21 protein-coding genes are annotated in these 19,276 nt (G+C 42.4%); 18 read left to right on the top strand and 3 right to left on the bottom strand.

The features are described 5' to 3' along the window. Positions 1 to 225 precede the first annotated feature (225 nt). On the bottom strand, positions 226 to 855 hold the full coding sequence (gene lexA / locus GZ22_RS07070; RefSeq protein WP_038560458.1) for a transcriptional repressor LexA: 630 nt from the start codon (positions 853 to 855) through the stop codon (positions 226 to 228). Between the two features lie 283 nt (positions 856 to 1,138). Here lexA and GZ22_RS07075 point away from each other — a divergent pair, with 283 nt between their 5' ends. From GZ22_RS07075 to GZ22_RS07100, 6 genes are all read left to right on the top strand, one after another. Beyond that, a complete protein-coding gene (locus tag GZ22_RS07075) occupies positions 1,139 to 1,798 on the top strand; it encodes a YneB family resolvase-like protein (protein ID WP_038560461.1) in 660 nt (219 codons plus the stop codon). Positions 1,799 to 1,839: 41 nt separating this feature from the next. Then, positions 1,840 to 2,064, top strand: coding sequence for a DUF896 domain-containing protein (locus GZ22_RS07080; protein ID WP_038560464.1), 225 nt, complete (start codon positions 1,840 to 1,842; stop codon positions 2,062 to 2,064). A 126-nt stretch (positions 2,065 to 2,190) separates the two neighbouring features. Continuing rightward, complete coding sequence (gene tkt / locus GZ22_RS07085) at positions 2,191 to 4,194, top strand: transketolase (RefSeq protein WP_038560467.1); 2,004 nt, start codon at positions 2,191 to 2,193, stop codon at positions 4,192 to 4,194. A 157-nt stretch (positions 4,195 to 4,351) separates the two neighbouring features. Beyond that, positions 4,352 to 4,750 carry a sporulation inhibitor of replication protein SirA gene (gene sirA, locus GZ22_RS07090; RefSeq protein ID WP_038560470.1) on the top strand — a complete coding sequence of 133 codons (399 nt, stop codon included), beginning with the start codon at positions 4,352 to 4,354 and terminating at the stop codon, positions 4,748 to 4,750. A 43-nt stretch (positions 4,751 to 4,793) separates the two neighbouring features. Next, complete coding sequence (locus GZ22_RS07095; protein ID WP_038560474.1) at positions 4,794 to 5,015, top strand: YneF family protein; 222 nt, start codon at positions 4,794 to 4,796, stop codon at positions 5,013 to 5,015. 304 nt (positions 5,016 to 5,319) lie between these two features. Beyond that, the gene (locus tag GZ22_RS07100; RefSeq protein ID WP_038560478.1) at positions 5,320 to 6,747 is read left to right on the top strand and encodes a serine hydrolase domain-containing protein; all 1,428 of its coding nucleotides are present in this window, start codon (positions 5,320 to 5,322) and stop codon (positions 6,745 to 6,747) included. Between the two features lie 217 nt (positions 6,748 to 6,964). Here GZ22_RS07100 and ytaF read toward each other — a convergent pair whose 3' ends face one another. Beyond that, positions 6,965 to 7,627 (bottom strand): sporulation membrane protein YtaF, encoded by a 663-nt coding sequence (gene ytaF / locus GZ22_RS07105; protein WP_038560481.1) that lies wholly within the window; start codon positions 7,625 to 7,627, stop codon positions 6,965 to 6,967. Between the two features lie 175 nt (positions 7,628 to 7,802). Here ytaF and GZ22_RS07110 point away from each other — a divergent pair, with 175 nt between their 5' ends. From GZ22_RS07110 to GZ22_RS07140, 7 genes are all read left to right on the top strand, one after another. Continuing rightward, positions 7,803 to 8,555 carry a nucleotidyltransferase domain-containing protein gene (locus tag GZ22_RS07110; RefSeq protein ID WP_038560483.1) on the top strand — a complete coding sequence of 251 codons (753 nt, stop codon included), beginning with the start codon at positions 7,803 to 7,805 and terminating at the stop codon, positions 8,553 to 8,555. Positions 8,556 to 8,715: 160 nt separating this feature from the next. Continuing rightward, positions 8,716 to 9,129 carry a YndM family protein gene (locus GZ22_RS07115; protein ID WP_038560486.1) on the top strand — a complete coding sequence of 138 codons (414 nt, stop codon included), beginning with the start codon at positions 8,716 to 8,718 and terminating at the stop codon, positions 9,127 to 9,129. An 82-nt stretch (positions 9,130 to 9,211) separates the two neighbouring features. After that, positions 9,212 to 9,907 carry a cytochrome c biogenesis CcdA family protein gene (locus tag GZ22_RS07120; protein ID WP_038560489.1) on the top strand — a complete coding sequence of 232 codons (696 nt, stop codon included), beginning with the start codon at positions 9,212 to 9,214 and terminating at the stop codon, positions 9,905 to 9,907. Positions 9,908 to 9,961: 54 nt separating this feature from the next. Beyond that, entirely contained in the window at positions 9,962 to 10,435 is a 474-nt protein-coding gene (locus GZ22_RS07125; RefSeq protein ID WP_038565755.1) for a Na(+)/H(+) antiporter subunit B, read from the top strand. Next, the gene (locus GZ22_RS07130) at positions 10,404 to 10,769 is read left to right on the top strand and encodes a response regulator (RefSeq protein ID WP_038560492.1); all 366 of its coding nucleotides are present in this window, start codon (positions 10,404 to 10,406) and stop codon (positions 10,767 to 10,769) included. The genes GZ22_RS07125 and GZ22_RS07130 overlap by 32 nt, the downstream gene beginning before the upstream one ends. Before the next feature lie 29 nt (positions 10,770 to 10,798). After that, entirely contained in the window at positions 10,799 to 11,272 is a 474-nt protein-coding gene (locus GZ22_RS07135; RefSeq protein WP_038560495.1) for a CcdC family protein, read from the top strand. A gap of 187 nt (positions 11,273 to 11,459) precedes the next feature. Further along, positions 11,460 to 12,566, top strand: coding sequence for an ATP-binding protein (locus tag GZ22_RS07140; RefSeq protein WP_038560497.1), 1,107 nt, complete (start codon positions 11,460 to 11,462; stop codon positions 12,564 to 12,566). Between the two features lie 40 nt (positions 12,567 to 12,606). On the opposite strand, the gene GZ22_RS18970 is transcribed toward GZ22_RS07140, so the two are convergent. Continuing rightward, on the bottom strand, positions 12,607 to 12,732 hold the full coding sequence (locus GZ22_RS18970) for a small acid-soluble spore protein P (RefSeq protein ID WP_084160682.1): 126 nt from the start codon (positions 12,730 to 12,732) through the stop codon (positions 12,607 to 12,609). Between the two features lie 245 nt (positions 12,733 to 12,977). Between GZ22_RS18970 and acnA the strand changes: the two genes are divergently transcribed. The 5 genes from acnA (at position 12,978) to GZ22_RS07165 (ending at position 19,275) form a co-directional block, all read left to right on the top strand. Further along, a complete protein-coding gene (gene acnA / locus GZ22_RS07145) occupies positions 12,978 to 15,686 on the top strand; it encodes an aconitate hydratase AcnA (protein WP_038560500.1) in 2,709 nt (902 codons plus the stop codon). Between the two features lie 90 nt (positions 15,687 to 15,776). Beyond that, the gene (locus tag GZ22_RS07150) at positions 15,777 to 16,220 is read left to right on the top strand and encodes a TlpA family protein disulfide reductase (protein ID WP_051748103.1); all 444 of its coding nucleotides are present in this window, start codon (positions 15,777 to 15,779) and stop codon (positions 16,218 to 16,220) included. A gap of 65 nt (positions 16,221 to 16,285) precedes the next feature. Further along, a complete protein-coding gene (locus GZ22_RS07155; RefSeq protein WP_318250011.1) occupies positions 16,286 to 18,538 on the top strand; it encodes an AAA family ATPase in 2,253 nt (750 codons plus the stop codon). Further along, positions 18,535 to 18,954, top strand: a complete 420-nt coding sequence (locus GZ22_RS07160; RefSeq protein WP_038560503.1) for an acyl-CoA thioesterase — start codon at positions 18,535 to 18,537, stop codon at positions 18,952 to 18,954. The genes GZ22_RS07155 and GZ22_RS07160 overlap by 4 nt, the downstream gene beginning before the upstream one ends. Before the next feature lie 3 nt (positions 18,955 to 18,957). Continuing rightward, positions 18,958 to 19,275: a hypothetical protein gene (locus GZ22_RS07165; protein WP_038560506.1), complete on the top strand. Its 318-nt coding sequence runs from the start codon at positions 18,958 to 18,960 to the stop codon at positions 19,273 to 19,275. The last annotated feature ends 1 nt before the right edge of the window (position 19,276 follow it).

The following is a 19,276-nucleotide window of genomic DNA, read 5'->3' on the forward strand; positions in this document are numbered from 1 at the left end:
GCGGTGGCTTCTTGTATATCCGCATTTACACGAATCAGTAACACTATCAATCTTATGACGGCCTCGCAACTTGCAGAAGAGCTTATACAACAGCTTCACAACACCACCCGCTTTCTAGCTTTTGGTAATATCATAATCTAATATACCCAAAAAATATGTCGAAAGAAGGCTAAAAGTATGTAAATTCTATGAAAAAAATAAAAAAACCGGCCGGAGCCGATTTTTTTATTGAATGGAGCGATATAAGCCGATTACTTTACCAAGAATGCTAACATTATCCAAAATAATAGGATCCATCGTACTGTTTTCTGGCTGCAGTCGGATCTGGTTTTCTTCCTTGAAGAAGCGTTTCACTGTTGCTTCATTGTCCTCTGTCATCGCAACAACAATCTCTCCATTTTGAGCAGTTTGCTGCTGTTTGACGATGACCATGTCTCCATCTAAAATACCAGCTTCTATCATACTCTCACCAACAATAACCAAAACAAAGATATTATCATCCGGTCCTACTAGATGGCTAGGTACAGGGACATATTCTTCTATATTCTCCACTGCTGTAATTGGAATACCAGCTGTTACTTTCCCGATTACCGGAGCGTAGTTTGCCTCGCCGCGAGGAATATCTGTTTGTTCTTCACTATCTAATGATAATACCTCGATAGCGCGCGGCTTTGTAGGGTCACGTCGGATAAGGCCTTTTTTCTCTAAGCGGGAAAGATGGCCATGAACTGTAGAACTTGAAGCCAAGCCAACTGCTTCGCCAATTTCTCTAACGGATGGCGGGTAGCCTTTATCGAGTACCTGCTCCTTTATGTATGCTAGAATCGCTTCCTGTCTTTTCGATAGTTTTATCATGTATCGAACACCCCGTGCATATATTTTTATTACATACAGTATACCATGATAGATTGCAATATACAAACATCCGTTCGAAAAAAAGCCTTGACTAGAACCTATGTTCGTATATAATGGAATTAACAAAGAGAACGCACGTTCTTGAAAACGGAGGGGTCTACCATGTTCAAAAAACTAGCAAAATCAGATCTATTCTATTATGTGCTTTTCGGCTTCACGCTTTTCTTCCTATACTTTACACTTATAATGAGCGTCTAATTAGTCGAAGTGAGAGGGTACATCAATGAAAGCAGTCATCTATTGCAGAGTAAGTACAGAAAAGGACGAGCAAGCAAGCTCGATTGAGCGTCAGCGCGAAGAGCTTATCAGTCTTGCTGCGTCCTCCAACATAGAGGTTATCGATATCATCGAAGAGAAACAGAGCGGTTATGAGATCGAACGTCCGGGAATTTTTCGCATGCTGGATATATTTACAGCACATGAAGCAGATTGTCTTCTCATTCAGGATGAGACGAGGCTAGGAAGAGGCAATACGAAGATCGCCTTGTTCCATCATCTTCAGAAGCTGGAGGTCAAGGTGTATACGTTAAGCCAGCACGGTGAATTCCAGCTTTCAGAATCAGATGGTATGGTGCTCCAGATCGTTGGTATTGTCGAGGAGTATCAGCGGAAGATTCATAATATGAAAATTAAACGAGGTATGAGAAGGGCAATTGAGGCCGGATATGATCCAAGTAAGAATTTGAGCAACCAGCAGGCTGCACCTGGCAGAGAGCGGATTGACTTTCCGATTCAAGAAGTAATCAGGCTGCGAAACAACAAGCTTACTTTCCAAGAAATCAGCTCTGTTCTGCGCGGTATGGGCTTTAATGTATCAAAGGCGACCGTACATAGAAGGTACCAGGAGTATCTTTCGCTTGAATCGGAAGACGCTAGCGGGTAACATAGGTATATTAACTCTAATGCTTAAAGGAGCATATACACATGTTAACTAAAGATAAATTAGCACGCCTAAATGCGTTAGCAAATAAAGCCAAGGCAGAAGGACTCAGCCTTAGCGAACAGAAAGAGCAAAAAGAACTAAGACAGGAATATCTGGGAAATGTACGTTCTTCATTCAAGAACCAGTTCAAGTCGATGACGGTTATGGATCGTGAAGGCAATGACGTTACACCAGAAAAAGTAAAACAATTACGTGATGAGAAATAAGAAGGGACGGCTGGCTCTATGCACAGCCTTTCCCTTCTTTTTCTATATATAAATCCTTGTTAATCTGAGGATTTTTGTATAGGATGAACAAGAGTACATAATTTGTTAGATGAAAGGGATGTTTACATGGTTCAGACTACAGAATTGCTTTCCATTAATACAATTCGTACGTTATCAATCGATGCAATCGAAGCAGCGAATTCCGGCCACCCAGGTATGCCGATGGGTGCAGCGCCGATGGCTTATACGCTTTTCACCGATTTCATGGCTCACAATCCGAAGAATTCCCACTGGTTTAACAGGGATCGTTTCGTATTGTCTGCTGGACATGGTTCCATGCTATTGTATTCCCTTTTACATTTGTCAGGATACAAAGTATCCATCGATGATTTAAAATCCTTCCGTCAATACGGTTCCCGTACACCAGGACATCCGGAAGTCCATCATACGGATGGTGTCGAAGCGACAACTGGTCCACTTGGACAAGGTATCGCGATGGCTACCGGTATGGCGATGGCAGAGGCACATCTTGCGGCGAAGTATAATAAAGAGGACTTCCCTGTCGTAGACCATTACACATACGCAATTTGTGGTGATGGTGACTTAATGGAAGGTATTTCACATGAAACAGCTTCACTTGCAGGTCATCTTGGCTTGGACAAGCTAATCGTGTTGTACGATTCCAATGATATTTCTCTTGATGGTGATCTTCACCACAGCTTCTCTGAAAACGTAGAGGATCGCTTCAAAGCTTATGGCTGGCAAGTTATCCGTGTCGAAGAAGGTAAGAATGTAGATGCAATTCGCGAAGCAATCAAAGAAGCGAAAGCAAATACAACTCAGCCAACTTTGATTGAAGTAAAAACAGTCATCGGATACGGTTCTCCGAACAAATCAGCTAAAAGTGCTTCTCATGGCTCACCACTAGGTGTGGATGAAGTAAAACTTACGAAGGAATATTACAAGTGGAAACATGAAGATTTCTACGTTCCAGATGAGGTTTATGCTGATTTTGAAGAGAAGGTCGTTAAAAACGGTGCTGAAGCAGAAAATGCTTGGAATGAGCTATTTGCGAAGTACGAAGAAGCTCACCCTGAACTTGCTAAAGAATTATCTACGGCAATTAAAGGAGAGTTACCAGAAGGATGGGCAGATACGCTTCCAACGTATGAAGAGGGCAAAGATAAGACTGCTACTCGTTCTGCTTCTGGTAAAGTATTGAACGCAATCGCAGATGCTGTGCCTAGCTTGTTCGGCGGAAGTGCTGACCTTGCAGGTTCGAATAAAACATTGCTTGCAAAAGAAGAGAACTTCTCTAAAGCGAACTATAGCGGACGCAATATCTGGTTCGGTGTGCGCGAATTCGCAATGGGTGCAGCATTAAACGGTATGGCACTTCATGGCGGATTGAAAGTGTACGGTGGTACATTCTTCGTATTCAGTGACTACTTGCGTCCGGCTATCCGTTTGTCTGCACTAATGGGAACACCTGTGACTTACGTATTGACACATGATTCTATTGCAGTCGGAGAAGATGGCCCAACGCATGAGCCGATCGAACAGCTTCCGTCACTTCGTGCAATGCCAGGTTTGAGTGTTGTTCGCCCAGCAGACGGTAATGAAACACAAGCTGCTTGGAGACTGTCACTTGAATCTGAAAAAGTTCCAACTGCACTTGTATTGACGCGTCAGGATCTTCCTACACTGCCATCTACGCAGCAAGCTGCATATGAAGGCGTGAAGAAGGGTGCTTACGTTGTAAGTCCTGCTCAGAAGGAAACTGCGGATGTTTTGCTTCTTGCTACTGGCTCAGAAGTACAGTTGGCTGTACGCGCACAAGAAGCGCTTAGGGAACAAAACATTGAGGCTTCTGTCGTCAGCATGCCTTCATGGGATCGTTTCGAGCTTCAAGAGCAATCCTATAAAGATAGCGTCTTGCCTCCTGCAGTGAAGAAACGTGTTGGTATTGAAATGGCTTCTCCGCTTGGATGGGAAAGATATGTTGGCGATGAAGGCAAAGTAATCGGTATTAATACTTTCGGTGCTTCTGGCAACGGAGATAAATTGATTGAAGCATTCGGCTTTACTGTTGAGAATGTTATTGAAAAAGTAAAATCCATCTTGGATTAATGTGAAGACCAGCCTTGGAATAAGGCTGGTCTTTTTCTTATATGACAAAATTCGAGTAAACTTTCGCAACTTCGTGCCTCTTTGCAACACGTTCCGAGGGATTAAGCATCGTTCCTGACGTATACTATTCTTTCAAAGGAGAAGGAGGGACAAGCTTATGAAAGAATACTTCGTCTATTGGGTAAAACACGAAATTTATTTCCGCTATTTTTATAAGTCGGATATCCTCTATCGTTTTTTCCTCTCCAGTCAAGTGGAGGATACTGTATACGTTCAGGAGCAGCTAGATTATATCACCTATGATTTCTCTCCTGGAGCGCCACTTCAGCAAGCTCTTTATCAGGATGATAGCGTTCATATAGAGACGGATCAGCACTATCTTCGAGTAGTCTGCGATTCCTTGACGACTGCCGAAGAAACGGTCTTCTCAGAGCTCCGCCACTTCGATTCTTCCTTTTTTATTATTGAGCCAGCAGCCAACAACTGCGGCTGGATTGCTCCTATCATAAAAAATGACTTGCAATCACGGGTTCATCTATTGTATTCTTCCTTTTGATTGTCTATACTAGATTAGAGATATTTTGAAGGAGGAAGCCAATATGAGTCCGATCTGGGTCGTACTTATAGCACTGGCTGCATTGATTATCGGCGTTGCACTTGGATTTTTCATTGCCAGAAAGTACATGATGAACTATCTTAAGAAGAACCCGCCAATTAATGAACAGATGCTTCGTACAATGATGATGCAAATGGGTCAAAAACCATCACAAAAGAAAATCAACCAAATGATGCGCGCAATGAATAACCAACAAGGTAAATAAGCAATTATTTCTATATAGCTTTGACGTTTCAAGTTGGCGATTTGGCATTGCAAACAAGGGATTTGATTACTGATAGAAGTGATTAAAATCCAGGAACCACTTTTTCTGCTGAGAATTTAAGTAGAGAGGGTGGTTTTTTGTTGTTTTATAATGCTTATAAACGACTTGGATCATTTATACTAAAGTCTTTGTAACTAATATCCGTCTTAAGTCTTAGAAAGTTCCATTCTAAGGATTGATGGAAAATCAACTTGAAATGCTTAAAATGAACTTGAAGACAAGATAAAGAGAGAAGGGTTTACCCATGAAACAAGGAACAAAAGTACATAATTTCGAACAATATAGCGATGATATTTTGAAAAAATACAAAGTACCTGGTTTTGCGATTGGATTAGCTAAAGATGGTGAATTGTGTTATGAAAAAGAGTTTGGACATCGTGACATGGAAGACGAACTTCCATTATCAGCAGATACCGTTTTTGGAGTCGGCTCGATAACAAAGGCCTTTACAGCTACTAGCATCCTTCAGTTACAAGAGAAAAGAAAACTGTCTGTAAAAGATCCAGTCATTAAATTTTTACCTGAATTTAAGACGCCGAATGAAGAGCAAACAAAACAAATGACGATTCATCATTTTTTGACGCACACATCGGGTATGCCGCCATTACTTACATTAATAGGTGCAGTTAAGAGAAGCATGGAAAAGGATCCGAAATTCGGGGGAGAGCAGCAGCAAGATAGCCCTTTGGATGCGATTCCTGAAATTGATACATACGCAGATTTAATGAATTCTATCGCAAATACAGAATTTACTCTCCTAGGAGAGCCGGGAACCGAATTCAGTTATTCCAATGATGCCTATGCTCTTTTAGGTGCAATAATTGAACGGGTAAGCGGTATGTCATACGAACAATATGTGCGAGAAAATATTTTAGAGCCTGCTGGTATGCATAACAGTGGTTTTCAATACAAGAATGACTATGAAGATATAGCTGTTTTATATGATATGCGAATGCAAGATGGCGAAGAAATTGTATTCCGGTCCAATAATCCTTGGGACGCTCCAGCAATGCGTGCAGCAGGATTTTTAAAATCGACAGTGAATGATATGCTCAAGTTTACAGAAATTATTCGGAACAGCGGAGAGATTGGTCGTACACGTATTCTGTCCCCTGAAAGTGTGGAGTTGATGACAACACCGCACATCAAATGTGCTCATGGGAGTTTTTACGGTTACGGTTTAAATATCATTCCAGATTTCTTTGGATATAAACTTATTCATCATGGCGGAGATATGAAAGGGGTAACAGCCCAGATGAATATCCTGCCTGAACTTAATCTAACTGGTGTATCTCTTGCGAACTTAGCAGGAGCACCATCTTCGAAACTGCTTTTCAGCGCATTTTCCACACAGCATTTGGATAAAGACATCGATGCATCATACTTAAACGTGGGGACTGCAGACTTATCTCTTGAAAGTTTAAAAGAATATGAGGGTACATTCATATCAGGTGACGGTATGATGAATGAATTTTATGTAGAGGATGGAAAGCTGCATCTAGCAACCGCAGGAATGCCTGTTGTAGTACTTGATCCAATTGGAGATGATCAGTTTTTACTTACCCTAAGGGAAATGGATTCTACGATTCGTTTTGTGAGAGATAACGACAAGAAGATTTATCGGATTGAATTTGTATTACGGCAGATTCCCAAGGTAGAGATAGGGATATAAAGGAATCCATCAATGCTCTGAAATAAACAAGAGAGATGAAACACCTTTAAAAAGTGTTTTCAAAAAACATCGGTATAAGTTATCCACTAACGAAGATCAGAAGGTAGCAACTTCTATTTATAATGGCTTGAATGAACGAGAAGTTCAGTCAAGTTAATACATCATAAAAATCCCCTTTCCTAATTTGAGGAGGGGATTTTTGGTGTCTGTGTCGATGTTATAGCATTTTTATAAGCCCGAGAGCTATCAAGAGAAATGGAGGTAAAAGTACTACTTGTTGCATCCATTTTATTTTTGCTAAAATTAAGCCTGATTTAATCCCAAAGAATATAAATATACCACTCATTAAAGATACTAATATAGCAGTTATAAAGGGGGAATAATTCCCGACCATAGTAGCTCCGATTCCAGCACCAAATGCATCAAGTGAAAGGGCAAAGCCTAGTATTAGAGATTCTTTTGCTGAAATTGTACCTGAGCGGTCCAGATCTGCCATTTGTGGTTTTTTAAGTATTGTTATAAACAAACCAAATCTTTTTATCTCGAGCTTCCATTCTTTTTCTTCCAATTTACTTTCTAATTTAGAATTCTCTTCAGTGAATTTATTCTTTTTTGATCCAAGAACATTATATAAGCTAAATAATCCTATCGAAATTAAAATTAAGCTCCCGAATATTTCTGCAACACCAGAGGGTATAAGAGAACTTAATACACTCCCAATGGTCATCGACGTCAAAACCATAACTCCAGAACAGAGCATGATAATTATTAACGCTATGAAGGAAATGCGGATTTTCCTCATACCATAAGTAACTCCAACCCCAAAACTATCCAAGCTCACGGCAATGATTAAGAGGAATAACCCCGTAAAATAGAGCATAACTATCCCATCCTTTATTTGCTGCAATCTGGATTTAGTTTATGAATGAATGCGGGAAATGGTGACCTAACACATCTGTTATTCAGAGAAGGATGAGCGTGTAATATGTCATAAGTTTTTATTGTGCTTATTTTGATAACACTATTTATTGATTAAGGAAGGGGATGGAAAAGAGATGGAATCCATCGGTCATGAATGGCTCGAAGAAAGAACCATCATTTTAGCTCCAACAGGCAGTTATGCATATGGCACTAATACGGAGGACTCGGATAAAGATTATAAAGGAATTTGTATCCCACCAGTAAGCTACTTTTTAGGACTGGAATCATTCAACGAATACAACAGCAGTGGAGGCAAGAACTTTAAAAATTCGAAAGACGATATAGATATCAATATTATTCATATCACAAAGTTCGTTAAGGACGCTATGGTCGGAGTGCCCAATAATATTGAAATATTATTCTTGAAAAACGAGCAGTACATAAAAATAACAGACTTGGGACAACAATTAATAGATAGTCGGCATCTATTCCTTTCTAGAGAAATACAAAAGAAGTTCGGAGGATATGCTAACTCTCAGATTCAAAAGCTTAAGCAGAGGAATGATAGCAGATCCGGCAGACAAGATTTGATTGATCTTTATGGATATGACACGAAGTTCTTTATGCATAGCGTGAGGCTGCTGACAAGCGCTATTGAGATATTGGAGACAGGTAACTTTAGCACATACAGACCAAATCGCAGCTTTTTGCTAGACTGTAGGAATGGTAAATATACCTTTGGTGAAGCTGAAGAGCTTATAGAGTCGTTAGATAATGATCTTAAACAAGCAGCAGAGCATTCACCACTTCCTGACAAGCCGGATTATAATGCAATAAATCAGCTTTTAGTTAGGATTAATTCTTTAGCGATAGATAAAGAATTATAAAAATTATGATACCAAAACAGCGTTGATGATCCTTAATGGATAAGCCTCTTAATGAAAGCCAAGGTATGAAACATATGAAGCAGGCAACACTTTTAATACAAACAAATAGGTTTGAAGCTGCAGTGATAATGGTATTTGAAAGAAAAAAGGAGTGAACAAAATGAAACATGTGAAAGCACTGTTGATTAAGTTCATCATGATTCTGGCTGTTTTATTAATTGTTTTCACCCTTGTTTTCAATGCAGGAGTAGGGGCGGTGCTGCTTATGAGTGCTGTCTTGACGTTAGCGGCCTATATAATTGGTGATTTGCTTGTTTTAAGCAGGTCAGGTGACCGAAGTAAACCAAACGGAGATTATCCGAAGCGGAATGCTATTGCGACTGTAAGTGATGCGGTTTTGAGTTTCATTGTGCTGTGGACACTTGGAAATGCATTGCTGGAACCCGAGAATAATGTCATCCTAGCTTCTCTGATAGCCACTGTCATTATCGGGATCGGTGAGTGGCTATTCCATCGGTATGTTAATAATCGAGTGATCAAAGACCGAAATGCTCAAACTGTAGGTATGTTCTAAACTATGATATATTGAAGTTTAAGCTGGAATCCCAATTACGGGGTTCCTTTTACTTATAAGTGTATTAACAGGAGGAATTCATATGGAAGTAACTATACTGCTGGCTGTAACTGCTGGATTCCTTTCTTTTCTTTCACCATGTGTACTTCCTCTTTATCCGGCATTTCTGTCTTATTTGGCAGGTGTTAATCCAAGCTCACCTGAAAAAGAAAGGCATTCTTCCAAATGGTTACTGCATACAATTTTCTTCCTGATTGGCTTTTCTTCGATCTTTTTACTGCTTGGCTACAGCGCACTGGCGTTATCTGAATGGCTTTTTACATATCAGTCTTACATACGAGTTTTTGGAGGGATCATTCTGATACTGCTGGGTGCAGTGCAGATAGGGTTGCTAGGAGGAAGGTGGCAGACATCAAAAACTTTGCTTCGTTTTAAAAGCAGGCCACCTGGATATGCTGGTTCGTTCCTGATTGGACTTTCCTTCTCTATGGGGTGGACACCTTGTACAGGTCCTATTCTGGCAGGCATCATGGCTAGCGCCGCATTGCAGCCCCTTGGGGCCGTTCCGCTTATGGCAGCTTATGTATTAGGCTTCAGTATTCCATTTTTTATTTGGGGATTTTTTGGATCCCGGTTGCAGAGATTAAAGAGAACCGGAAAAATACTGCATGAAATTAGTGGATATTTCCTGATTCTGATAGGTATTCTGCTTTTATTTGATCTAACAACAAAGATTACTTCTTATCTAGCCAGTTTTTTCTCCTTTTACGGTTTTTAAATCGTGAAAAAAGGAGAGAAGTAGTTTAGAATATGTAGGGAAAGGGTGTCGAATGTGGAATTTTCACCGAATAATCTTATTTTCAAAACAACAACCGTGCTCATTTCTTTTTTGTTGCTCGGATTTTCGGTCTATCTGTTCTTTTCAGGCCATAATTCTCCGGGTGGAGGATTCATAGGAGGACTTGGGACTGCTGCTGCTCTGGTGCTCATGTATATGGCTTATGGCGTCAAAACGGTCAGTAAGATCTTGCCGATCAACTATCGTGTTTTGACAGTAACGGGTGTGCTTATCGCTATCCTGTCTAGTGCAGGATCATTCCTATTTGGACAGCCATTTCTGAGCCAGACGTTTACGTATATCCATTTGCCTGTTTTAGGGGAGCTGGAATTGGCTACAGCGACGCTTTTTGATCTAGGGGTCTATCTTACCGTTATTGGTGTAGCTCTTACGATCATCCTGTCAATCGCACAAGATCGTTCAAGCAGTGAGGAGAATGCAAGTGGCAAAGATACTAATAGTAGATGATGCAAAATTCATGCGGAAAACATTGAGTGGCCTGCTTACTGAAAACAATTATGAAATTGTTGGAGAAGCAGCAGACGGACATGAGGCTGTTTCGCAATTTCGGAAAACAGAGCCTGATATCGTCTTTATGGATATTACAATGCCGCACATGGATGGGCTTGCAGCTTTAAAAGAGATTATCACGCAGGATCCGAACGCAAAGGTGATTATGTGCTCTGCCATGGGGCAGCAACGTATTGTCATGCAAGCGATCGAGCTTGGCGCGAAGGACTTCATTACGAAGCCTTTCGAGGACGCAAGGGTCATAGAGACAGTTGAACGTATTCTCAATTAAAGAAATGTAAATTGAAAGAAGGTAAGGGTATGACATTACCTGTTATCATTAGTACTATCCTGGTTGCCTGTATGGGCCTTGCTGTTGCAATGGTCCGAATGCGGGCAGCTGCCAGACCGGTGACGGCGAAGAAAATCATTTTGCCGCCGTTGTTTATGAGTACTGGTGCGTTAATGTTTCTTTTTCCGGTGTTTCGTGTGCCGTGGTGGGAAGTCTGGTTCTCACTTGGAGCTGGGATTATTTTCTCAAGTCTTTTGATCTTAACTTCTAATTTCGAAGTACGGGACGAACAGATTTTTCTGAAGCCTTCAAAAGCTTTCGCAGTAATCATTGTTGGACTCGTATTTGTTAGAGTCTTGTTGAAGGTTGCTATCGGCCAGACGATTGAAATCGGAGAGATGGGCGGTGTGTTCTTCCTATTGGCATTCGGTATGATCGTTTCCTGGCGGATTGCGATGTTTTGGAAGTACAAACGGCTTGAGAGAAGCTTACAGATCACCTGATGGTTGTCAAAAGACTTTCTTCCAGTAAGAAGGTCTTTTTTCATATAAAGGTTTTGTCTATACAAGTTTTAGGAAAATCGTGGTATGGACGTTTTGTTTTTTCTATAATTGTAGTAACATACTTAACAAAAGGACTAATACATACATAGATGCACGAACAAGGTCACATAAAAGGGGGCGAAGGAGCTTGAACGAAGACGACTATAAGACAGAGAAAAAGAAAGAAGCGGCTTCATTTAATCCGACTGGCTTTGATCCACATTCTTTGGCTGAACTTCCCGCACCGATGCTGCAATGGATCGATCAAAACGGATTTGATATAGTTTTCGTCTGTGACTACGAAGGTATCATTCACTATACATCTTCGTCGATTACAAGGCTGCTTGGCTATTTGCCGGAAGAAGTAGTCGGTACATCTTCTTTGGCGTATTTAGATTCATGTGACGTGCCTGTCTTACGGAATAGGTTTGAGTCTACGACAGAATGGCCACAGCGATTCCATCTGACAATACTGGATAACCGTGGCAAACATATTTGGATGGAAGCGAGCATCTCTTTGACAGAGAATCAGGGCGTACCTTATTATGTCGGCGTTGCTAAGGATGTGTCCGATAAGAAAGAAATAGAAGAGATGATGTTTCGTTCAGAGAAGATGAGTGTGGCTGGACAGCTTGCAGCGGGAATTGCGCATGAGATACGTAATCCGCTTACTAGTCTAAAAGGTTTCCTCCAGCTCATTCAAGCCGGAATCAGCCGCAAAGAAGAATATTATCAGATTATGGTTGAAGAAATAGAGAAAATTGAAACAATCACATCAGAGCTTCTATTCATTTCAAAGCCAGTAGCAGAAAACAAAGAACCGGAAACGATTCATGAAATGCTGCAGGATGTCATTACACTGCTTTATTCTCAGGCGCGTCTGCAGAATGTCCAGATTAGCTTTGAAAAAGGTGAAAATAGCAAACTGCTCTGTGATCGATCTCAAATCAAGCAGCTTTTTATCAATCTTATAAAGAATGCGCTTGAAGAGATGCCGAATGGCGGTAAGATTGATATTCGGCAGCGTCAAGAAGGTAATGACTGTATAGTAGACGTAGTGGATGAGGGACCAGGAATACCGGACGAGGTGCTTGCTAAGCTCAAGGAGCCTTTCTTTACGACGAAGAAAGAAGGGACGGGTCTTGGTTTAATGATCTGTACGCAAATACTGGACAAGCATAATGGTGCACTTGATATTCTACGCAATGAAACGAAGGGGAGCACCTTCAGAGCGTCCCTGCCAATTAGCTTATAATATTTATACATGGCCTCTTCTGCAAGAGGCCATGTTTCTTTTACATGTCGTGAGAACTATTGTGTTTTTGTCTGCTATGATTTTTGTTTTTTACCTTCTTAGATCCGCTTAGCGGCTCATTTACCTTTTCTGGGTGTTTGCGTTGTTTCCCTTTCTGATCTCCCATTTTCTCACCTCCGTAGTACCTATTATTCCTCCCTCCAAAAGCCTTATGCGAGCGTTATCAAAATCTATAGGTGCAGCGCAAAATGCGCTACTATTCCCTATTTTACGCGTGTTTTTTGCTCTTAATTAATTTACTTATGAATCGTTTTCATTTAGAATAAAAAGTGCAAATCGATGTTAGCTCGTGCTGTTCTATCATAAGATTGTGATAGGGCAGGCTAATTCACAAGGGGGTTTGTTCATACGATGGTGGGAAATAATTCATACAACGCAAAGAAACAGTTTGAATTAAACGGAAAGACGTACAATTACTATCAATTGAAAGCGCTTGAAGAGAAAGGCCTCGGAACAGTATCCCGTTTGCCATTCTCCATTCGTGTACTGCTAGAGTCGCTGATTCGTCAGCATGATGGCTTTGCAATTAAGGACGAGCATGTAGAAGGCTTAGCAAACTGGGGGAATGGGAACATTACCGATGTACCATTCAAGCCTTCCCGTGTTATCCTGCAGGACTTCACCGGTGTACCGGCAGTCGTGGATCTCGCTTCCCTTCGGAAAGCGATGGTCGACCTTGGAGGAGATGCAGATCGAATCAATCCGGAAATTCCGGTGGATCTGGTCATTGACCACTCCGTACAGGTTGACAAGTATGGCACGCAAGACGCGCTGAAAGTGAACATGGAATTGGAATTTGAGCGAAACAAAGAACGTTATGAATTTTTAAATTGGGCACAGAAAGCATTTGATAACTACCGTGCTGTTCCGCCTGCAACTGGTATCGTCCACCAGGTTAACCTGGAATACTTAGCGAATGTCGTCCATGGTAACGAGGATGCAGACGGTTCGTATACTGCTTATCCTGATACATTGGTTGGTACCGATTCACATACGACAATGATCAATGGACTTGGTGTCCTTGGCTGGGGTGTCGGCGGTATCGAAGCAGAAGCAAGTATGCTTGGACAACCATCTTACTTCCCGGCTCCTGATGTAATTGGAGTGAAGTTCGTTGGTTCGATGCCAGCTGGTTCCACTGCGACCGACTTGGCTCTGAAGGTGACACAAGTGCTCCGTCAAAAGAGCGTGGTCGGTAAATTCGTAGAATTCTTCGGTCCGGGACTTGCGGATATGCCGCTTGCGGATCGTGCGACAATCTCGAATATGGCGCCGGAATATGGAGCGACATGCGGTTTCTTCCCAATTGATGAAGAAACACTGAACTACATGCATCTGACAGGCAGAAGCCAGGAACAAATTGACTTGGTTGAGAAGTATGCGAAGGAAAACGACTTCTGGTACACACCGGAAACGCGCGATCCTGAGTATACAGAATTGGTGGAAATCGATCTTTCCGCATTGGAGCCTAACCTTTCTGGTCCGAAGCGTCCGCAGGATTTGATCCCGCTTTCCGGAATGCAGAAATCATTCGTTGATTCAATCACTGCACCGTCTGGCAACCAAGGATTCGGACTTGATAAGAGTGAATTCGATAAAACAGTTGATGTACACCATCCGGATGGCAAGACATCCACGATGAAAACAGGTGCTGTCGCAATTGCTGCGATCACTTCCTGTACAAATACATCTAACCCATACGTTATGCTTGGAGCAGGAATTCTTGCAAAGAACGCAGTTGAAAAAGGTTTGAATGTGCCAGCGTATGTGAAAACATCCCTTGCACCAGGTTCTAAAGTAGTAACACGCTACTTGGATGATGCAGGTTTGACGCCATATCTTGACCAATTAGGCTTTACGCTTGTAGGGTACGGCTGTACAACATGTATCGGTAACTCTGGACCGTTGTCTCCTGAAATCGAAGAAGCGATTTCTTCTAACGATTTGACGGTAGCATCTGTGCTTTCTGGTAACCGTAACTTTGAAGGTCGTATTCACCCGCTTGTGCGTGCTAACTATTTGGCTTCACCGCCTCTAGTTGTGGCTTATGCACTTGCAGGTACAGTAGATATCGACTTGGATAATGATCCAATCGGAACCGATAAAGACGGAAAAGCAGTGTATTTCAAAGACCTATGGCCAACTCACAAAGAAATTCGTGATGCAGTTGCTGAGGTTGTTACACCGGAAATCTTCCGCAAAGAGTATGAAGATGTCTTCAACTCCAATGCTAAATGGAATGAAATCGACACAACAGACCAACCGCTTTACAAATGGGATGCGGAATCTACTTATATCCAGAATCCTACCTTCTTTGAGAACATCTCTGGAGGAAGCGGCACAGTGCAGCCGTTACAAGGCTTGCGCGTAATCGGGAAGTTTGGCGACTCCGTGACAACGGACCACATCTCCCCGGCTGGTGCAATTGCGAAAGATATGCCAGCAGGTAAATATTTGCAAGATAAAGGTGTTACACCTCGCGAGTTTAACTCCTATGGTTCCCGCCGTGGTAACCACGAGGTAATGATGCGCGGAACATTTGCAAACATCCGTATCCGCAATCAGCTGGCACCAGGTACAGAGGGCGGTTACACAACTTACTGGCCGACAGATGAAGTAATGCCGATTTATGATGCAGCAATGAAATATCAAGCTGATCAGACAGGGCTGGCAATCTTTGCTGGAGAAGACTACGGCATGGGAAGCTCTCGTGACTGGGCAGCAAAAGGTACGAACTTGCTCGGAATCAAGACAGTCATCGCGCAAAGCTTTGAGCGGATTCACCGTTCGAACCTCGTCATGATGGGTGTACTGCCATTGCAGTTCCAGTCTGGCGAGAGCGCGGAATCCCTTGGCTTGACTGGTCGCGAAAGCATCGACGTTTCAGTTGATGAAAATGTTTCTCCTCGTGATATTGTTAAAGTAAAAGCAACTGCTGAAGATGGCAAAGTAACTGAATTCGAAGCAGTAGCACGTTTTGACAGTGAAGTGGAGATTGATTATTATCGTCATGGCGGTATTTTGAACATGGTATTGCGTGACAAACTGCAACATGCATAAGAATTATGGAGAAGCAGCCGAAATGGCTGCTTCTTTTTTGGTTAGTTTGGTTCTCTTTAGCCCAAAATAAACGGCGAAGGGGGAATATTTATGAAACGAGGATTACTTCTCTTGTGCCTTATGCTGTTCATCTTTCCGTCCATTGTACAAGCTAAAACGGTAGAACTGGAATCTGTCGAAGCTTTGATCGAACGTGCGGATGGGAAGCCGGTTGTAATTATGTATTGGGCAACATGGTGTGATACATGTCTATCGGATTTATCAGAACTGGAAGAGTTTCATGCTGCAGCAGGCAAAAAGGTAAGTGTGTATAGCATCAATGCTACCAAGAGTGAGCGTAGCGATAAGCAAGTGAAAGCCTTTGTAGAGAAAAGTGCACTTCAAGTACCTGTTTATCTTGATAAGGACGGTGCTGTCGCACATCAATTCCGGCAAGTTGCGGTACCTTTCACTATCGTTGTGGATAAAACCGGCAATCAGCGGGTTATTCCGGGCCCCGTGTCGAAGAAACAGCTGGAGGAATGGGTTAAATAAAGTCCCGCCAGTTCACCTGTCTGGCTGTAGTATGCTAAAATAATGGTAGAAAAGGGGGCATACTTGTGGCACAGACAGAGAAAACCCTGACCGAACAAGTGATTGCATGGAGTTCAATGGACATCTCACCGCCTCTATCAGAGATAGAGGCGTTACGTATGGCATCAGAGCTTGATACAGGGGAAGAAGCCTTAAGACAAGGCTTGTATCGGATCATCGCTTTTTACCGGATCATGCGCGTGCATAAACAGGATCCAATCAGCAGACAGCTGCTCGCTGCATCTGAACGGACTCATCCAATCGTGATGGAAATCGACCAATTCGCACAAGTGAATCAATACTACCAGGCATTGATGAATACAGAATTGCCAGTATGGTCGATAAGGGAAACGGATTTCGATCCTGCAAAACTGAAGAAATCTCAATCCTTACACAGTCAGCTGACGGATGCATTACAGGCTTATCCGCGCAGAATTGATGGTGCCAGCAAAATTGCATCGGCATATAACCGTTCTTATGAGGAATTAGAGGATTTACTTGTTCTGCTGGAACAGACAATTGATACGATAGAAAATAGAAAGACTGGTTCTCCAGTTACAGCTATGAACGCAACCGTTCTGCAAATATTGAAATCCCTGACAGCTGTAAAGGAAGCGCTACCTGATGTTTTGAGTCAGGCGAGCGAGAGCCGTCCGCTAGAAGTGCTGGATCAGCTGATCGGACTGCAGGATGTAAAGACGTACATTCACGACTATTATCATTATCTGCGTTATCAGCAGGAGAGAAAGCAATTTGGGTTCCAGATGGTAGATGAACCGGGTCTTCATATGGTCATCACAGGGAACCCCGGAACGGGTAAAACGACGATAGCTCGTTTGCTGGCTAAGCTGTATCATCAGCTTGGACTATTAGAATCTGATCATGTTGTCGAAGTTAATCGCTCCCATTTGGTTGGTTCGTATCTTGGTCAGAGTGAAGAGAACACGACAAATTATGTGCGTCAGGCCATCGGCGGCGTGCTGTTCATAGATGAAGCGTACAGCTTAAAACGAGAAGGTCAGAGCGGAAATGATTATGGACAGGCAGTAATTGATACGCTTGTCTCCAGTATGACAAGCAGTGAATATGGTGGTAAGTTCGCTGTTATTCTTGCGGGTTATCCTGAAGAGACTCGTCAGTTTTTGTTTGCAAATCCTGGTCTTCGCAGCAGAATACCTGATCAAAACTACATCGAGCTCCCGGACTTCGAGACGGAGGAGCTCCTGCAAATTGCGGAGAATACGGCACTTTCGAACGATTTCTTCTTTACAGACGAAGCTCTGCGTCTCGTGCAGGATAACATCGAACAAGCGCGTGTAGATGATACATTCGGTAATGCCCGGACCGTCAGGGATATTGTGCTGCGCATCATTTTTCAAAAAGGAGCTGATCGAAAGCTGACGACAGATTCCTGGATTGATCATATGACACTGGCAGCACAAGATGTGAAAGACCCAAAACAAAACGAAAATGAATCAGAACCATTACAGCAGCTGGAACAGCTGATCGGTCTACAATCGATTAAGGAAGAAGTGAAAAAACTATCATCCTTTGTGCAAATTCAGCAGGCACGGAAAAGTAAAGGAGCTCCTGCAGTTCCAATTCAGCTGCATGCTGTTTTTACTGGTAATCCAGGAACGGGTAAGACGACGATTGCAAAAATCTATGCTGCTATCCTGAAAGAGCGCGGATTGCTGAAGCGAGGACATTTAGTCGTTGCTTCGCGAAGTGATTTGGTGGCGGGATATGTTGGCCAAACAGCTGCGAAAACAAAAACAGTTATCCGCGATGCTCTTGGCGGAGTATTATTCATCGATGAAGCGTACAGCTTGTTCCGTGGTTCACAAGATTTCGGTAAAGAAGCAATTGACACGCTTGTAGATGAGATGACGAAGCATAATGAAAACTTGGTAGTGGTACTTGCAGGGTATCAGCAGGAGATGAAGCAATTTATCGACAGCAATCCAGGACTCGCTTCGCGTTTTAAGAAGTATTTCATCTTCCCAGATTATAATAGTGAAGAACTCGTCGCAATATTTAAGCACGCGATGGAAAATTATGCGTACACCCTTTCAGAAGAAGCAGAAGCTTTCCTGAAAGATCGTCTAGAAGCAGTAACAGTAGCAGGAAATGCCAGATTCGTTACGAATCTCTTGGATGAAGCAATCCAGTTCCAGTCACTTCGACTTGTAGAAGCACAAGAGCAGATAGAAATGGATGTGCTGGAGAAAAAAGATATAGAAAATGCTTGGGAAATGGTTAGGAGAAGTGCTTTATGAAGAAATCAACATCAGAAATAAATGTAAGATACGGCGAGACAGACCAAATGGGTGTTGTGTATCACGTGAATTACCTTGTTTGGTTTGAGATTGGCCGAACCGACTTTATAGAAACATTAGGTCTACGCTATGCAGCGATGGAGGATGATGGCTTTCTTTCCCCAGTTGTGGATGCCAAATTAAACTTCCACTATCCAGTACGGTACGGAGAAAAGCCGGTTGTGGAGACGTGGCTGCATTCTTATGATGGCATTCGGACGATGTATCGCTACGAAATCAAAAATGAAGATGGTAAGCTTTGTGTTTCCGGAACGTCGACTCATACAGTCGTGAAAAAGGAAACCTTCCGCCCGGTATCCATTCGCCGTTCCCTGCCGGAATGGCATGCTGCTTATTCGAAAGCTTTGGAAGCATAACAGATGGCTTTTGGGATCAAACGTAATGAACTGAAAATATGGAAGGAGCGTGTACGCCAAGGAGAGGTTGCTTTTTTGACCCATTATTGGCTGGATGCGCGGTTTCCTGAAGCAAAGACAGTGACAAAAGCAGGCTGTGCCGATCGGCAAAAGCTGATAGATTGGGGAGCGCAGTACGGTTTACAGGAAGCTTGGATTGATGAGCATGAGGAACTGCTTCATTTCGATCTAATTGGTGACTATCAGCTTCGGATACTCCAAGCAGAACAGCAATGGGAGCAACTGGAGAGATTTCAGCTGCTCCAAAATAAAAAGCAGTAAT

The organism is Terribacillus saccharophilus (assembly GCF_000725365.1).
Lineage (GTDB): Bacteria > Bacillota > Bacilli > Bacillales > Amphibacillaceae > Terribacillus > Terribacillus saccharophilus.

What these genes read in the sequence shown, in the direction of transcription:
- GZ22_RS07100 (WP_038560478.1), top strand. Translation starts at nt 5,320, where the DNA reads ATGAAACAAGGAACAAAAGTACATAATTTCGAACAATATAGCGATGAT.
- GZ22_RS07095 (WP_038560474.1), top strand. Translation starts at nt 4,794, where the DNA reads ATGAGTCCGATCTGGGTCGTACTTATAGCACTGGCTGCATTGATTATC.
- acnA (WP_038560500.1), top strand. Translation starts at nt 12,978, where the DNA reads ATGGTGGGAAATAATTCATACAACGCAAAGAAACAGTTTGAATTAAAC.
- GZ22_RS07120 (WP_038560489.1), top strand. Translation starts at nt 9,212, where the DNA reads ATGGAAGTAACTATACTGCTGGCTGTAACTGCTGGATTCCTTTCTTTT.
- GZ22_RS18970 (WP_084160682.1), bottom strand. Translation starts at nt 12,732, where the DNA reads ATGGGAGATCAGAAAGGGAAACAACGCAAACACCCAGAAAAGGTAAAT.
- tkt (WP_038560467.1), top strand. Translation starts at nt 2,191, where the DNA reads ATGGTTCAGACTACAGAATTGCTTTCCATTAATACAATTCGTACGTTA.
- GZ22_RS07110 (WP_038560483.1), top strand. Translation starts at nt 7,803, where the DNA reads ATGGAATCCATCGGTCATGAATGGCTCGAAGAAAGAACCATCATTTTA.
- ytaF (WP_038560481.1), bottom strand. Translation starts at nt 7,627, where the DNA reads ATGCTCTATTTTACGGGGTTATTCCTCTTAATCATTGCCGTGAGCTTG.
- sirA (WP_038560470.1), top strand. Translation starts at nt 4,352, where the DNA reads ATGAAAGAATACTTCGTCTATTGGGTAAAACACGAAATTTATTTCCGC.
- GZ22_RS07165 (WP_038560506.1), top strand. Translation starts at nt 18,958, where the DNA reads ATGGCTTTTGGGATCAAACGTAATGAACTGAAAATATGGAAGGAGCGT.
- GZ22_RS07130 (WP_038560492.1), top strand. Translation starts at nt 10,404, where the DNA reads ATGCAAGTGGCAAAGATACTAATAGTAGATGATGCAAAATTCATGCGG.
- GZ22_RS07135 (WP_038560495.1), top strand. Translation starts at nt 10,799, where the DNA reads ATGACATTACCTGTTATCATTAGTACTATCCTGGTTGCCTGTATGGGC.
- GZ22_RS07080 (WP_038560464.1), top strand. Translation starts at nt 1,840, where the DNA reads ATGTTAACTAAAGATAAATTAGCACGCCTAAATGCGTTAGCAAATAAA.
- GZ22_RS07160 (WP_038560503.1), top strand. Translation starts at nt 18,535, where the DNA reads ATGAAGAAATCAACATCAGAAATAAATGTAAGATACGGCGAGACAGAC.
- GZ22_RS07115 (WP_038560486.1), top strand. Translation starts at nt 8,716, where the DNA reads ATGAAACATGTGAAAGCACTGTTGATTAAGTTCATCATGATTCTGGCT.
- GZ22_RS07150 (WP_051748103.1), top strand. Translation starts at nt 15,777, where the DNA reads ATGAAACGAGGATTACTTCTCTTGTGCCTTATGCTGTTCATCTTTCCG.
- GZ22_RS07075 (WP_038560461.1), top strand. Translation starts at nt 1,139, where the DNA reads ATGAAAGCAGTCATCTATTGCAGAGTAAGTACAGAAAAGGACGAGCAA.
- lexA (WP_038560458.1), bottom strand. Translation starts at nt 855, where the DNA reads ATGATAAAACTATCGAAAAGACAGGAAGCGATTCTAGCATACATAAAG.